Source organism: Rahnella sp. 1L-D-7-B-C2, assembly GCF_057290995.1.
Map to the genome: position 1 here is coordinate 12,813 of NZ_JBXAVQ010000011.1, position 15,231 is coordinate 28,043.

13 protein-coding genes are annotated in these 15,231 nt (G+C 53.0%); 1 reads left to right on the plus strand and 12 read right to left on the minus strand.

Annotated features, from left to right (window positions below):
- Nucleotides 1-37 precede the first annotated feature (37 nt).
- The 10 genes from tatC to katE form a co-directional block, all read right to left on the minus strand.
- Nucleotides 38-805 carry a Sec-independent protein translocase subunit TatC gene (gene tatC, locus AC0Z7K_RS16865; RefSeq protein WP_413531137.1) on the minus strand — a complete coding sequence of 256 codons (768 nt, stop codon included), beginning with the start codon at nucleotides 803-805 and terminating at the stop codon, nucleotides 38-40.
- A gap of 2 nt (nucleotides 806-807) precedes the next feature.
- On the minus strand, nucleotides 808-1,470 hold the full coding sequence (tatB, locus tag AC0Z7K_RS16870) for a Sec-independent protein translocase protein TatB (RefSeq protein ID WP_213051563.1): 663 nt from the start codon (nucleotides 1,468-1,470) through the stop codon (nucleotides 808-810).
- 3 nt (nucleotides 1,471-1,473) lie between these two features.
- Complete coding sequence (tatE, locus tag AC0Z7K_RS16875; protein ID WP_112168237.1) at nucleotides 1,474-1,743, minus strand: twin-arginine translocase subunit TatE; 270 nt, start codon at nucleotides 1,741-1,743, stop codon at nucleotides 1,474-1,476.
- 86 nt (nucleotides 1,744-1,829) lie between these two features.
- On the minus strand, nucleotides 1,830-3,461 hold the full coding sequence (gene ubiB, locus AC0Z7K_RS16880; protein ID WP_485615253.1) for a ubiquinone biosynthesis regulatory protein kinase UbiB: 1,632 nt from the start codon (nucleotides 3,459-3,461) through the stop codon (nucleotides 1,830-1,832).
- Nucleotides 3,458-4,066: a ubiquinone biosynthesis protein UbiJ gene (ubiJ, locus tag AC0Z7K_RS16885; protein WP_485615305.1), complete on the minus strand. Its 609-nt coding sequence runs from the start codon at nucleotides 4,064-4,066 to the stop codon at nucleotides 3,458-3,460. The genes ubiB and ubiJ overlap by 4 nt, the downstream gene beginning before the upstream one ends.
- A gap of 13 nt (nucleotides 4,067-4,079) precedes the next feature.
- Complete coding sequence (gene ubiE, locus AC0Z7K_RS16890; RefSeq protein WP_112168235.1) at nucleotides 4,080-4,835, minus strand: bifunctional demethylmenaquinone methyltransferase/2-methoxy-6-polyprenyl-1,4-benzoquinol methylase UbiE; 756 nt, start codon at nucleotides 4,833-4,835, stop codon at nucleotides 4,080-4,082.
- 153 nt (nucleotides 4,836-4,988) lie between these two features.
- Nucleotides 4,989-6,509, minus strand: coding sequence for a DNA recombination protein RmuC (gene rmuC / locus AC0Z7K_RS16895; protein ID WP_485615254.1), 1,521 nt, complete (start codon nucleotides 6,507-6,509; stop codon nucleotides 4,989-4,991).
- A gap of 157 nt (nucleotides 6,510-6,666) precedes the next feature.
- The gene (locus AC0Z7K_RS16900) at nucleotides 6,667-7,194 is read right to left on the minus strand and encodes a DedA family protein (RefSeq protein ID WP_485615255.1); all 528 of its coding nucleotides are present in this window, start codon (nucleotides 7,192-7,194) and stop codon (nucleotides 6,667-6,669) included.
- A gap of 158 nt (nucleotides 7,195-7,352) precedes the next feature.
- A complete protein-coding gene (gene udp / locus AC0Z7K_RS16905) occupies nucleotides 7,353-8,114 on the minus strand; it encodes a uridine phosphorylase (RefSeq protein WP_485615256.1) in 762 nt (253 codons plus the stop codon).
- Nucleotides 8,115-8,369: 255 nt separating this feature from the next.
- The gene (katE, locus tag AC0Z7K_RS16910) at nucleotides 8,370-10,652 is read right to left on the minus strand and encodes a catalase HPII (protein ID WP_485615257.1); all 2,283 of its coding nucleotides are present in this window, start codon (nucleotides 10,650-10,652) and stop codon (nucleotides 8,370-8,372) included.
- 158 nt (nucleotides 10,653-10,810) lie between these two features.
- Between katE and AC0Z7K_RS16915 the strand changes: the two genes are divergently transcribed.
- A complete protein-coding gene (locus AC0Z7K_RS16915; RefSeq protein WP_413531131.1) occupies nucleotides 10,811-11,638 on the plus strand; it encodes a dienelactone hydrolase family protein in 828 nt (275 codons plus the stop codon).
- Nucleotides 11,639-11,737: 99 nt separating this feature from the next.
- On the opposite strand, the gene fsa is transcribed toward AC0Z7K_RS16915, so the two are convergent.
- Together fsa and ptsP are read right to left on the minus strand one after the other, a co-directional pair.
- Nucleotides 11,738-12,400 (minus strand): fructose-6-phosphate aldolase, encoded by a 663-nt coding sequence (fsa, locus tag AC0Z7K_RS16920; protein WP_485615258.1) that lies wholly within the window; start codon nucleotides 12,398-12,400, stop codon nucleotides 11,738-11,740.
- Between the two features lie 11 nt (nucleotides 12,401-12,411).
- Complete coding sequence (gene ptsP, locus AC0Z7K_RS16925) at nucleotides 12,412-14,916, minus strand: phosphoenolpyruvate--protein phosphotransferase (protein WP_485615259.1); 2,505 nt, start codon at nucleotides 14,914-14,916, stop codon at nucleotides 12,412-12,414.
- Between the last annotated feature and the right edge of the window lie 315 nt (nucleotides 14,917-15,231).

Genomic DNA, 15,231 nt, shown 5'->3' on the forward strand with positions numbered 1-15,231 from the left:
TCACGTTCTAATTAACACGTCAGAAGCGACTGAGAGATTACTCAGCTTCACCCTGATCGTTCTCTTTATCTACATCCGCACGACGCCGTCCACCCACATAGAAACGGGCAAAGAATACGCCGATTTCGAACAGCAGATACATCGGGATCGCCAGCAATGTCTGGGAGAACACATCCGGCGGTGTTAACAACATCCCGACCACAAACGCTCCAACCAGCACATACGGACGTTTTTTCTTGAGGTCTTCTGGCGTGGTGACGCCACTCCAGCACAGCAGAACGATTGCAATCGGCACTTCGAAGGAGACGCCAAACGCCATAAACAACGCCATCACGAAATCGAGATAGTTGTTAATGTCTGTTGCAATCTGCACGCCTGCCGGAGCGGTTTTCGCAAAGAAAGCAAACGCCAGCGGGAACACCACGAAGTAGGCAAATGCCACGCCAAGGTAAAACAGTGCGGAACTGGAGAACAGCAGCGGCATCATCAGACGGCGTTCATGCTTGTACAGGGCAGGCGCGACGAACGCCCAGACCTGATACAAAATAAACGGTGCGGAAACAAATACCGAGACAATCATTGTCAGCTTGATAGGCGTAAAGAACGGTGAGGCGACGTCGGTCGCAATCATGCTCGCGCCTAGAGGCATTTGTTCGATCAACGGCGAAGCCACCAGCTGATAGATGTCATTGGCAAAATAAACCAGTGCCAGGAACACCACTAAGATACAAAGAATGGCGTTCAGTAGTCGCTTACGCAGCTCAATCAGATGGCTGATAAGCGGTTGGGTATCTTCAACAGCCATGTTTAGCGCTCGCCCGTCGGTTTAGTGAGTGAAACCGGTTTTTCCGGCGCAGTAGGTTCAGCAACGGGTGCTTCAACGGCAACAGGTTTGGTCACAGGTGCCGTGGCCACCGAAGGTTCAGTGATGACAGGTTCTGCGGTGGCTGCCAGAGTCTCGGCCTGTGCAGCAGCGGCATGGGCCGTCCTGTTCGAAGCCAGTGCAGCATCAACCGCACTTTGCGGTGCCGCAACCGGCGCGGAGGCTACATTATCCGCCGTAGCCGGGGAGATGCCCGCATCGTGATGCGCTTCTGCATCATCTATCACAGGATTGTGGATGGTATTACCTTCCGCTTTCGCCTCTTCCATTGCTTTGTCAGCAGGATTCAGCCCTGAATTGATAGATTGCTTCATGGATTCTGCTGCTTCTTTCAACTCGTCCATCGACGCTTTGATTTCCGGCGTTAAATTCTTCAGACCCGCTTCTTCGGCTTTCTTCAGGCTATCTTGCAGCTCCTGAAGTTTCAGCTCCTGCGACAGCTCGCTCTGTACCGAAGCAGCCATAGCGCGAAGCGTACGGATCCAGCCTGCTACTGTTCTGACTGCTACAGGTAAACGCTCCGGCCCGAGGACAACCAGGCCAATCACCAATACCAGCAGTAGTTCACTAAATCCAATATCGAACACGGCTTATACCTGCTCTTTGTTTTGGCTCTTGGTATCTTCTGCTTTAGCGTCTGGCTTGCCTTCAATAGACTTGGCAGCGAAATCAGCATCAGTTGGCGTTATGTCAGCGTCTTTGTTTGTTTTTGACTGGCTATCATCATCACTCATGGCCTTTTTGAAGCCTTTGATGGAAGCACCCAGATCAGCACCCAGACCACGCAGTTTCTTCGTACCAAACAGCAACACGACAAGCACCACGAGAATCAGGATCTTAGTAATACTAATACCACCCATTATTTTCACCTCAAATAGGAAGGAACGACATTCATTGCCGTTGGAAAACGGCATTCAATTTAAAACGATTCGATTTTAACAGTGTGTTAACTGGCGCGCTTCCAGCCGATCAGCCAGGAAACGACACCCGCCGTTATCAGACACGCCGGATAAACCTCGACGTTGCCTAACAACAATAGAGTTCCACTTAATAACAGTGTCGCCCCTATACCCAAAAGATAACGAGATTGACCCTGACGGGAACTCTGATTGTGCATCTGGGATGAAAGCTTTTCGATGTTGTACTGCAACAGTTTGTGTTGTTGCAGACTCTGGTAAACCAGATCGGGTAATTCAGGCAGTTTCTCAACCCAGAATGGGGCACGCTCTTTTAATGCGCGGATCATGGCAGGCAGACCCACCTGATCGCGAACCCAGCTTTCCAGGAAAGGTTTTGCCGTGGTCCACAAATCCAGTTGCGGATACAGCTGACGCCCCAGACCTTCGACGTACAACAGCGTTTTTTGCAGTAATACCAGCTGAGGCTGGACTTCCATATTAAAGCGGCGCGCAGTATTAAACAGATTTAACAACACGTTACCAAAGGAAATCTCGGCCAGTGGCTTTTCAAAAATCGGTTCGCACACGGTCCGGATAGCAAATTCAAAATCTTCAACATTGGTATCGCGCGGAACCCAACCGGAGTCGACGTGCAGTTCAGCCACTTTACGATAATCGCGGTTGAAGAAAGCGATGAAGTTTTCAGCCAGATAGCGCTTATCTTCTTTGTTCAGTGAACCAACTATGCCGCAATCGATGCCTATGTAGCAAGGATCTTCAGGCGTTTCGTAGCTGACGAAAATATTACCGGGGTGCATGTCGGCATGGAAGAAACTGTCGCGGAAAACCTGCGTGAAAAAGACCTGAACACCACGCTCAGCCAGCAACTTCATGTTGGTGCCCTGCTTTTGCAGCGCTTCAATATCGGAAACCGGGATGCCGTAAATCCGTTCCATCACCATCAGGCGCTCGCTGCAGTAGTCCGGATACACTTCCGGCACATACAGCATCGGGCTGCCTTCAAAATTACGACGCAACTGGATAGCATTTGCCGCTTCGCGCAGCAAATTCAGCTCATCAAGCAACGTTTTTTCATATTCACGAACCACTTCACGCGGGCGCAGACGGCGGCCATCAGGCAACAAGATCGGCACCCAACCGGCAAGGCGCGACATCAGACGGATATCAGCTTTGATGGTCGGTAAGATGTCAGGGCGGATCACCTTGAGTACTACAGGCTTACCGTTCTCTTTCAGAACCGCCGTATGCACCTGGGCGATAGAGGCGGAAGCCAGCGGCGTCTGGTCGAATTCATCAAACCAGTTTTCCAGCGGGCCACCCAAGGCGGTATCTATTTGCTGACGTGCCAGTGCGCCATCAAAAGGCGGAACGTGATCCTGAAGCAGGGCCAGTTGGTCGGCAATGTGTGGCGGGAAGAGATCGCGGCGCGTAGACATCATCTGCCCGAACTTTATCCATACCGGACCGAGTTCTTCCAGCGCGAGTCGCATGCGCTCACCCAACGGCTTTTCTTTATGACGATGTGGCAACCAGAAAAACAGATAACGGCCCATGCGCAATGGCAGCGTTAAACGGATTTTAGGGATTAGCTCGTCAAGGCCGTAGATAAGAAACATGCGGATAATCAGGTATAAACGTCGCATTTCCCTTGGCGTCACGGTTTGCCCTCCAGTTTTTCGAGGCGTTTATCAAGAGCATCCAGTTCCCGCACCAGTGCGGAGACTTCATCACTAAACCACACCACCTCCAGCGGACCGGGAGCCATCTTCCACTCTTCGGTCAGCGTTTGCGCCACGTAGTTTTGCTGATGTTTCAGCCCTTTTTGCAAGAAACGGAAACCGCCCTGCACTGCCTGGCTTAACCCTTGGGCTGCGATATCGCCGACATAAGGTGCCAGCAATTCGGCTGGCTCCCACTCGGCCATATCCAGCAGCGCAACCAACTGCTGAACCACAGAAATATCGCCGTCGACCACCAGCTCACCGCTGCGCATGAGCGGTGATAACTGCTGACGATCGCGCAGCTTATGCAGAACGGAGAGTTTTGAGGTAACGGTACAATCTGCCACGCCATCCCATTGTCCGAGGACATCAATTTTCTGCTCGCTGAAGACAAACATTAGCGGAGCGCTCAGTTCCTGCAACTCGACGCGCAGAACTTTACCAGCCAGACGCGTACGCGCCGCCTTCATGCTGCGATCTCTGAAAAGCAGGTAATTAAGCGGCGTCTCGATGGCGGCAGTCAGTAGCGGCGTTAACAACATCGGCATACTCATATCAGAATTTGAAACCCCGATGCAGTGCAACGATGCCACCGGTGAGATTGTGATAAATCACATTCTCAAAACCGGCATCGCCCATCATGCCTTTCAGCGTTTCCTGATCCGGATGCATACGGATGGATTCAGCCAGATAGCGATAGCTTTCAGCATCTTGCGCAACCAGCTCGCCAATACGCGGCAAAATATGGAAGGAATAGGTATCGTACGCTTTGCTGAGCGGTTTCAACTGCGGCTTGGAGAACTCCAGCACCAGCAAACGGCCACCCGGCTTAAGCACACGGTACATAGAGCGCAGCGCTTTTTCTTTTTCAGTAACGTTACGCAGCCCGAAAGAAATAGTGATGCAGTCAAAGTAATTATCCGGGAAAGGCAGCGCTTCGGCGTTGGCCTGAACGTAGCTGACATTACCCACAATGCCGAGGTTCCGCAGTTTTTCACGCCCCATTTTCAGCATGGAGTCGTTGATATCCGCCAGAACGACTTCGCCAGTCTCGCCGACAAGTCTGGAGAATTTTGCGGTCAAATCACCGGTACCGCCAGCCAGATCCAGCACACGCTGACCACGGCGAACACCGCTGCAATCAATGGTGAAACGTTTCCAGATACGATGAATACCGAAAGACATCAGGTCATTCATCAGGTCATATTTTGCCGCCACGGAATGGAAGACATCTGCCACCATCCCCTGTTTGTCATCTTTAGCTACCGTGCGAAAACCAAAATGCGTAGTTTCCTGCGTCTGCTTTTCCATTTTATATGCCTGCTTTTTCAGTCAAACTCTTGGGGAGAAGTGTATCAGAACCCGTTAGAAAGCCCCATCACCGATGCTGATTCAACATGTTGCAAAGATTCATCGGTTGAATCATAAAATCTGTGAAAACAGGGTGCCGCTAGCCTATCGTCATCATTCGTTCGGGTTCAACGTCGGTTCTTCTTCCGCATCAGAGGTGTCGGGTAGAGATGCGGTATCTTCAGGTTCGTTTTCCGCTTTTGCCATCTCGGCCAGAGATGGGCTGATCGGCCGTTTAACTTCAACGCCCAGCGCGCGGAAACTTTCTACCTGCCCAATGAGATTACCACGCCCTTGCGAGAGTTTATTCATTGCGGAACGATAACTTCCCTGCGCTTTATCCAGACTTTGACCCATCGACTCCATATCGTCGACGAACAGACGCAGTTTGTCATACAGGCGGGCGGCGCGATCGGCAATACGTTTGGCATTCTGACTCTGATGCTCATAGCGCCACAAGTTGCTGATGGTACGTAATGCGACCAGCAGAGTCGTCGGGCTGACCAGCATAATATTGTGACGGAGCGCTTCGCTGATCAATTCGGGTTCACGGTCGATGGCCAGCAGAAAAGCAGGCTCAACGGGAATAAACATCAGCACATAATCGAGGCTGCGAAGACCCGGAAGCTGCTGATAATCTTTGCGCCCCAGTAAGCGAATATGCCCGCGCACCGACGCGATATGTTCGCTGAGCGCCAGCTCACGCTCGCTGTCGTCTTCACTGTTGAAGTAACGTTCGTAGGCCACCAGCGTCATTTTCGCGTCGATCACCACGTCTTTATTCTGCGGCAGACGTACCACCACGTCCGGCTGCATCCGGCTGTTACTGTCCACCTGAACGCTAACCTGCGTCTGGTATTCGTATCCCTCACGCAGACCGGAGGCTTCCAGCACACGGCTCAGCACCACCTCGCCCCAGTTTCCCTGCGTCTTATTATCACCTTTCAGCGCTTTGGTGAGGTTGACGGCTTCACGCGCCATTTCAACATTAAGTTGCTGCAGATTGCGGATCTCGTGCGCCAGCGTATGTCGCTCACGTGCCTCCTGCCCGAAGCTGTCCTGCACCTGACGACGGAAACCATCCAGTTGCTCGCGGAGCGGCAACAATAGTTTATCGAGGCTTTGTTTGTTCTGTTCGTCGGCGCGCCGGCCGTTTTGTTCGAAGATTCGGTTCGCGAGATTTTCAAACTGGCTGCTCAGACGCTGTTCGCTGTTGATCAGCAGCCGCTGCTTATCTTCGGCGGCCATACGTGTTTCATCCAGACGGGTCGACACCTCGCGTAACTCGGCTTCCTGTGCGCTGTTGATTTCACGTTGCGCTCGCAGCTCCTGATTAAGCTGTTCACATTCGTTTTGCCAGTGCGTCAGCAGTTGCAGTTTTTCCTGGCTGGCCGCCTGCATGCTGTGAAGTTTCCGTAACTCCAGTTCAGCTTCACGGATTTGCTGCAACGAGGCCTGCCGTTCGCCTTTCAGCGCGTCATTTTCGCCCTTCAGCTGCTCAAGAGATTGCTCAAGCAAACGGCGCTGAGTCTCGAACTCAGTCTGCTGTTGCTGCTGCCGTAAACTGGCCAGCAGCCAGCCTACTAACAAGCCGATTAACCCCGCGCCAAGGGCCGTCAGAATGCTGATATCCACGCTTTTTCCTTCTTAAAGTCATCTGCGGTCACGGTAATAGCAGGCTGTATGGATGTCCAGTCTATTTTCTGTTGCATTAAGGCTTTGCGGGATGTCTTCCAAAAAGAAATTTCCCTGCGCTTTCCCCCTTGCGGCAGTCATTCACAGAGAGCAGGATTTAAAACCAGCGGCTGAGCCATTGAATGCCAAAGGCGCCGGGTGCCAGAATACCGAAGGCCCAGATCAGCGCGGAAGTGATATTGGCAATCTGGAAATACTTTTGCGGCATACCACAGATACCCGCGACTAACGGGACGACAGCACGAAGCGGGCCAAAGAAGCGACCAATAAACGCGCCCGGCATGCCCCATTTATCAAAAAAAGCGTGACCACGTACAAGCATTTGCGGATGACGGGAGAACGGCCAGAAGTTGCCGACACGATCCTGATAATGGGAACCGACCCAGTACGACAGCCAGTCGCCCAGGAACGCACCGGCCGCTGCCGCTGCCCAAATGGGCCAGAAAGGGATACCGGTTTCGCCAATCAGCGCGCCGAGCCCAAGCAAAATAAAAGTCGCGGGAAGGAGCAATGAAAGAAAGGCCAGTGATTCACCGAATGCCAGAAAGAAAACGATGGGCGCAGCCCACACCTGATGTGCGCGAATAAACGTGGTGGTGTAATCCAGAATCTCGTTAACAGTCAAAAATGGAGTTCCTTGTTTCATGGAATCGGAGGCGTAATGAAAGTGATTATTCCAGACTCACTACAAACCTGACCTTAACAGATCCTTTGAAATGGGCAAAAAAATGGGCCGCCGGAGGCAGCCCATAGATGTGATGTGTTGTTCTGATTTTGTAAAAATTAAATCAGGCGGCGTGCGGCTTCGACGACAATCTTCACTGCATGGCTTTCGGTCTTTTTCATGGTTTCCGCGTTAGGAATTTCCTGCTGCGTGCGGTTCACAATGACACCGGCAACCATACCTGCACGCAGACCCTGACTTGCGCACATGGTCAGCAAGGTGGCAGATTCCATTTCGTAGTTCATCACGCCCATTTCCTGCCACTCTTTCATCGATTCTTTGAAACGACGAACAACACGGCCGGAGTAAGTATCATAACGCTCCTGACCCGGATAGAAGGTGTCGGAAGAGGCAGTTACGCCGATATGTGTTTGTGCGCCCACGGCTTCTGCCGCAGCGACCAGCGCTGTAGTACAGGCGAAATCGGCCACTGCCGGGAATTCCATCGGTGCAAAGTGCAGGCTAGCCCCGTCAAGGCGCACAGCTGCGGTCGTCACCAAAACGTCGCCGACATTGATATGCGGCTGGATGGCACCCGTAGTACCAACGCGCAGGAAGGTGCGGATACCGAGCTGTGCCAGCTCCTCGACTGCGATAGACGTTGACGGGCCACCGATACCGGTTGAGCAGACGATCACAGATTTGCCGTCAAGCTCAGCGCGCCATGATGTAAATTCGCGGTGGGAAGCCAGGCGAACCGGGTTTTCCATCAGTTTGGCAATCTTCTCCACGCGCTCAGGGTCGCCGGGAACAATCGCCAGCGTCGCACCGTTTAAATCTTTTTTGGTCAGGCCAAGGTGGAAAACTTCAGGCTGAGACATAACAAACTCCTCTGTGTGTAAGGTCAATTATTGGCAGGAGGAACACCCGGCAACTGTACTGAACATTGTGACGCCATTTCGTGACGGTCGTCACTATGATGTAACAACAAGAACAACGCATACATTTAATTTGTGATTCTCATCACAAATTATGCCGCTAAAGAGGAAATTTTATACGTGATGCCTCCAGTAGAGACATAAAAAAGCAGACATTGCCCCGTGAGGGGCTCTGTCTGCATGGATATTTGCCGTAAATCAGGCGGGAACGGCGTCAGCTGCAGCGCTGCGTGACCAGATCCGGTGCTTCGCCAAATCTTTCAGGAATGCCTTCAGCAGCGCACCTTCGGCTTTTTCGCCTTCGATAATCCCCTCTTCTTTGACATCATCCTTCAGCCCCAGAAGTGATTTAAAGCGGCGCGCGTCTCCGCTCAGGCCGATAACTTTCAGATGTTTATAGGCTTCAAGAACGAAATGACGTGCATCCCCGCTCATCAGCAACGCATCGATATGCCCGTGCGGCACTATCACAGCATCAACGGTGATTGACGGCGACCCGGCAAACGTCGCGTCAATCGGTAACGTCGAGCCATCATCGGCGGTCACCGTCCCCAGATGGCTGGCCAGTAGTTTAGGATGAACGCCCGCAGCCTGAAGCGCCTGCAAGGTTTCCAGAACATCGGCCGCATGAACGCCGTCGCCCAGCAGCAGCGCAACCTGTCGCCCTTTAATCACCCCTTTACCGCTGGCATACAGGCTGAGCGACGGATCGCTGTCCAGACCATTCACCGGTTTTGGGGGTTTAATTTTCAGCGTGTCTGCTGAAAGCGTCACCCCGACGTTTTTCGCCACCTTCTGTGCCAGAGACTGATCGACACGTGCCAGCAAATCCACCACGCGCTCGCGGATATAAGGCCGGGCAACTTTGGATAATTCAAACGAGAACGCCCCGGCAATGTGATCCTGCTCGGTTGGCGTCTGACTCAGCCAGAACAGGCGCGGCTGCGCATAAAACTCAGCAAACGACTCGCTGCGCTGGCGTACTTTTGCCGCATCAATTCGCTCAGGATAACTTTCGAAACCGCCGCCCGATGCGGCCGGAGGCGTTTCTCGCGGCCAGTTGTTGTTGATAGAATTCGGCTCGTAGTTTGCCGGATTGGTATCTACATCCTGACGGTGCATACCGTCACGCTGGAAGTTATGGTATGGGCAGGTCGGCCGGTTAATCGGGATTTCGTGGAAATTCGGTCCGCCCAGACGGCTTATCTGCGTATCGGTGTAGGAGAAAAGTCGGCCCTGTAACAACGGATCGTTAGTGAAATCGATGCCCGGCACCACGTGCCCCGGATGGAACGCGACCTGTTCGGTTTCCGCAAAGTAGTTATCAGGGTTACGGTTAAGCACCATCTTGCCGATGAGCTGCACCGGCACCAGTTTTTCCGGAATCAGTTTGGTCGGGTCGAGCAAATCGAAATCAAATTTGAATTCGTCCTCTTCGGGGATCAATTGAACGCCCAGTTCATACTCCGGATAATCGCCAGCTTCGATGGATTCCCACAGGTCACGGCGGTGAAAATCCGCATCTTTCCCGGCCAGTTTCTGCGCTTCATCCCACAACAGTGAGGCTTTACCCGCCAGCGGTTTCCAGTGAAAACGAACGAAGGTGGATTTTCCTTTGGCATTCACAAAGCGAAATGTGTGGATGCCGAAACCTTCCATCGTGCGGTAACTGCGCGGAATGCCACGGTCAGACATCGCCCAGAACACGTTATGCAAGGTTTCAGGTTGCAGGGAAACGTAATCCCAGAAGGAATCGTGCGCGCTGGCGCCCTGCGGAATTTCATTATGCGGTTCAGGTTTTACGGCATGCACAAAATCCGGGAACTTGTGAGCGTCCTGAATAAAGAAGACCGGCGTGTTGTTACCGACCAAATCGTAAATACCTTCATCGGTATAAAACTTGGTAGCCCAGCCGCGAATATCACGGACGGAATCCGCAGAACCTCGGGAACCCTGCACAGTAGAAAAGCGCACAAACACAGGAGTCTGCTTTTTCGGGTCAGAGAGGAAACTGGCTTTGGTGACAGATTTCATGCTGCGGTAAGGCTGAAAATAGCCGTGGGCCGCAGCACCTCGCGCATGAACGATACGTTCGGGAATACGCTCGTGGTCAAAATGGGTGATTTTCTCGCGCAGAATGAAATCTTCCAGCAGAGTCGGGCCACGGCTTCCGGCTTTCAGCGAGTTTTGATCATCAGAGATTTTCGTCCCCTGATTGGTGGTCAGCGGCTGTTTTTCACCATTTTTACGATGTCGCTCAAGCGCATCGAGTTTGGCGTTAGTATTCTGCGGACTTTTGGCACTGCCGGAGGCGGTTGGCTCTTTTCCGGGCGGCGTCGGTTGCGGCGAAGGCTGATAAGCGCGATCGGTGGGAGCTAAGTCTCCCAGGCCAGGTTGGGTGGATTTAATGCCCGTGGCGGGGGCGTGGCTTACCGGTGGTGACTCACTTTTCTTGGTTTTTTTTGAAGGTAATTTCGACATTGCACAAGACTCCTACTTAAGTTTCGGACGTTCCATGGGTCTTCCGTGACAGTTTTCCTGACTAACTTTTAACTATAGAACATCTCTTGCGCCTTGCTGTTGCCGCTTTCCGGCTATAGTTTTAATCCAAAGCGCAAATTTTCTGTATGGAGACTCCAATGAAAAATGATGAAATCCTCCCCTTGAAACAGGCTCCGACCAGCTTTGCACCGGCCGTGACGCCGGTTGCTGAAACGACAATCCACACGGATACCGACGGCCTGCACGCCGGACAGACTACCATCCCTTCGCAGGGAGAAGATCTGCCCGCCTATCTCGCCCGTCCGGAGCAATTCACCGGTAAATTACCTATCGTTCTGGTGGTGCAGGAGATTTTTGGCGTACACGAACACATTCAGGATGTTTGTCGCCGTCTGGCAAAGCAGGGCTATCTGGCGATCGCCCCCGAACTGTATTTCCGTCAAGGAGATCCGCGCGATTACAATGAAATCAGCGAGTTATTTGCTAATCTGGTCAGTAAAGTGCCGGATCAGCAGGTACTTTCCGATCTTGACCACGCGGCCCACTGGGCGTCGCAGCACGGCGGCGATATCTCAAAATTAGGCATTACGGGGTTCTGCTGGGGTGGGCGGATCACCTGGCTTTATGCGGCGCACAACCCGCAGCTGAAAGCCGGTGTGGCGTGGTATGGCAAACTGGTGGGCGATAAAACGCTGACCAGCCCGTCGAATCCAGTAGACCGCGCTGCCGCTCTTGATGCGCCAGTGCTTGGATTGTACGGCGGGCAGGACTCCAGCATTCCGCAGGAAACGATTGAAACCATGCGTCAGGCCATTCGCGCCGCCAATGCTGATGCGGAAATCGTGGTGTATCCCGAGGCCGGGCACGCATTTAACGCCGATTATCGCCCGAGCTATAACGCAGAAGCCGCAGCCGATGGCTGGAAACGGATGCTGGAATTCTTCGCGCACTACGGTGTGAAATAATCGCGTTAGCAGGCATCATTGGCTGAAACAGAAATGGCCCGACAGATTTCCCTGCCGGGCCATTTACCTGAAATACTTTCATCAAAATAAAATGAAGGATTACAGCGACAGCCGCCCGAACGCGCCCTGCCAGTCTTCTTCAAACTTTTCGACCGCAGCCTGAACCGCAGGCGCACTGATAAACTGCTCCGCCACATCCACCGGCAACGTGATCGACTGACATCCGGCCAGCAGGCACGCCAGCGCCTGACGCGGCGTTTTAAAGCTGGCGGCCAGCACTTTTGCGTGCGGGGCATGCAGCGTCAGTAATTGCTGCAACTCAGTGACCATCGCAATACCGTCTCCACCCTGAGCATCCAGCCTGTTCACATAGGGCGCGACATATTCCGCCCCCGCCAGTGCCGAAAGCAGCCCCTGCCCTGCGCCGTACACCGCAGTGCCCAGCATCGGGATTTTGCGGGTGCGCAGAATTTTCATCGCTGCCAGCCCTTCGGCAGTGACCGGCACTTTGACGACCAGTCCCGGTACGCGGGAATGCAGCAGTTCCGCCTCTTCAACCATCTGATCAGCCTGGCTGGCCAAAACCTGTGCAAACAGTTTTCCTTCGCCGCCCAGCGCATCGCGCAGTGCCGGTAATACTTCCCATAATGAGGTACGTGCTTTCGCCACAATGCTCGGATTAGTGGTTACGCCCTGCAACGGTAAAATCCGCGAAAAACGTTTAACCTCGCCGATATCAGCAGTATCCAGATAGAGTTCCATACCATCTCCTGTCAGAGTTCAAGCTCTTGTTTCAGCAGCGCTTCAATTTGCACCGCCGTAGTTGACTGCATCAACGCATCGCGGAAACTGTCGTGCATAATCCGGCGCGCCAGCTTTGAGAAAATCCGCATGTGCTGGTCACCCGCGGCGTGTTTGTTAAGTGTCAGCATGATGACAAACTGCGCCTCTTCGTCACCCCATTGCACCGGCTCCTGTAACTTCGCCACGCTAATGGTTGATTGTTCGATGTGTTCAGATTTGGTATGTGGAATGGCGAAACCGAAGCCGAGACCGGTGGAAAACACTGCTTCGCGCGCCCAGACGTCCGCCGCGAGTTTGCGCGGATACCGGCAGCGCCCGGCGAGCATTAAGTTATCGACCATGCCTTTGATGACTTCTTCTTTGCTGCGCCAGTCGGTATTGAGCGCCACGCATTCTGCAGTGATCAGCGGCGCGTCGTTCACGTCCATACGGAACTGTGCCAGCAGGTGTTCAACTTCCAGCGACGTGCGGCACTGCATCGCGCGGTTTAGCAAAAGACGACATTCGCGGCTGTCGAGTTTCGACAGCCGCGCTTTGGTGACTGGAATCGACGGTGCGCTCATGCTGATTTCATCCAGCCCCAGCCCAACCAACAGCGGCAGCACCGAGCCCTTCGCACCCAGTTCACCACACAGCCCTATCCATTTACCGTGACGATGCACTTCACGCACGACATGATCGAGGCCGCGCAGGAACGCCGGATTCAGACTGTTGTAATGGCGGGTCACTTTAGCGTTGTCGCGGTCGACCGCCAGCAGATATTGCGTGAGATCGTTACTACCGATGCTAAAGAAATCAATCTCTTCGCAGCACTGATCGATGATGAACATCACCGACGGTACTTCCAGCATGATCCCCAACTGAATTTTTTCATCGAATGGGATCTGCTCGCTGCGCAGGGACTGTTTGGCTTCTGCCAGACGATCTTTGATCCATAAAATCTCTTCTATCGAGGAGATCATCGGGATCATGATTTTCAGTGTTCCGTGCGCCGATGCCCGCAGGATCGAACGCAGCTGAGTGTGGAACAGCGGTAAGAATTCCTGATAAATACGAACAGCGCGATAACCGAGGAACGGATTATTCTCAGCGGGAATATTCAGATAATGAACCGGCTTATCTCCACCGATATCCATCGTCCGCACGATAATGGTTTTCCCTTTCGCCGCTTCCGTCGCCTGACAATATATGTTGTACAACTCGTCTTCCGAAGGGGCGCTGACGCGATCCATATACAGCATTTCTGTACGGAAGAGGCCGACCGCTTCGGCGCCGTTACTGAAAGCGGCACTGGCTTCGACTGAATGCGCAATGTTCGCCGCCACTTCCATCCGCACGCCGTCAGCGGTATAGCCTGGTTTGTCGAGATAAACACTCTGCTGCTGGCGCAATGCCTGATGGACGGCCTGCTCCTGACAATAATAACGCCGTACCGGCTCTGTCAGCGCGCAGGCTATCAGCCCCAGATCACCATCGATCTGCACGTCCTGACGCAGATATACCTGCAAAGGCTGAGGGTCGACACCCACCAGCGTAGGAATATTGAACGATCGCGCGAGAATAACAGTATGGGACGTGCTGCCGCCGCTGCCGAGCAGCAGGCCTTTCAGATACTTTTTATCCAGTTCAAGAAACTGGCTTGGGGTCAGTTCATCCGCCAGACAGATGCTGGTTTCAGTGAGGGTTTGCTGGGAAGCAAATCGCGCTTCGCCGTAGATATGCTGCAACAGCTGGAAACTGACATCACGAATATCCAGTTCCCGTTCACGCAGGTAAGCACTGGACGATTGTGCGAGTTGTGCACTGAAATGCGTGGCGGTTTCCACGATGCTCTGCGCACAGCTTTTTCCTTCCATCACATGGCTTAGCAACGCGTCGCGCAGGCTGTTATCGCGCAGCAAAGAACGATGCGCTTCAAGCACAGCGGTAATGGTGCCGCTGCCCTCCATCAGCTGTAATTCAATAGATTTTTCGAGCTGCGCCAGCCCACCGGAAAGCAAACTTTGTTCTTTATCCTTGCCTTGAGACGCAGGCAAATCGGTAAGTGCCGTCAGATTCACGTTGGAGAGATTAACCAGTTTGCCCAGCGCGCAGCCTTCACTGACGGAACGGGCGCGGTATATCACCGGGGAAAGATGCGCCAGGGATTCGGGGAGAGGCTCACGTTCTGCGGTCTCATCGTGTTCAGGAAGGGCTTCATCACAAAGCGGAAATTGATGCTCGATGAAATGTGCAAGCGCTGCCAGCGCAGCCACTTCGTCCGCACCTTCGACCGTCACATGGCATTCATCGCCAGGCAGAATATCTGCGCCAATCAGTGACAACACACTTTTACCGTCGGCAACGCGGTCAGTACGAGCGTTATGCCATTGAAACGTCGATTTAAACCCGTTGCATAACGATTCAATATGGCTCGCCGGACGGGCATGAACCCCATTAACCAGTACGCAGGTGAAGCTCAACTTCTTGGTCATTTCTGAATCCTCATCCCAGATGCCGGTGATAATTACCGACACTTGCAGAATAGGAGCTCCAGGCTCGCGGTGGCTACCAGACAAAAATGACAAACACTGGATAAATGTAATGCATACCGTTTTTTGCGAGACAGCTCACACTGTACAGGAGTCGACAAATCTCCCGTTATCACGGGTTATTTGAAGCTGCTCGCATTTTCGATCGAACATTACAAAAGTCCAGTAAAACACAAATCTGTCCACTATTAGCGCCACGACCCTCAGCCTATTGTTGTCGTCGATACCCTTTCAGTATCTGAGCTTTTTCCCGAAAAG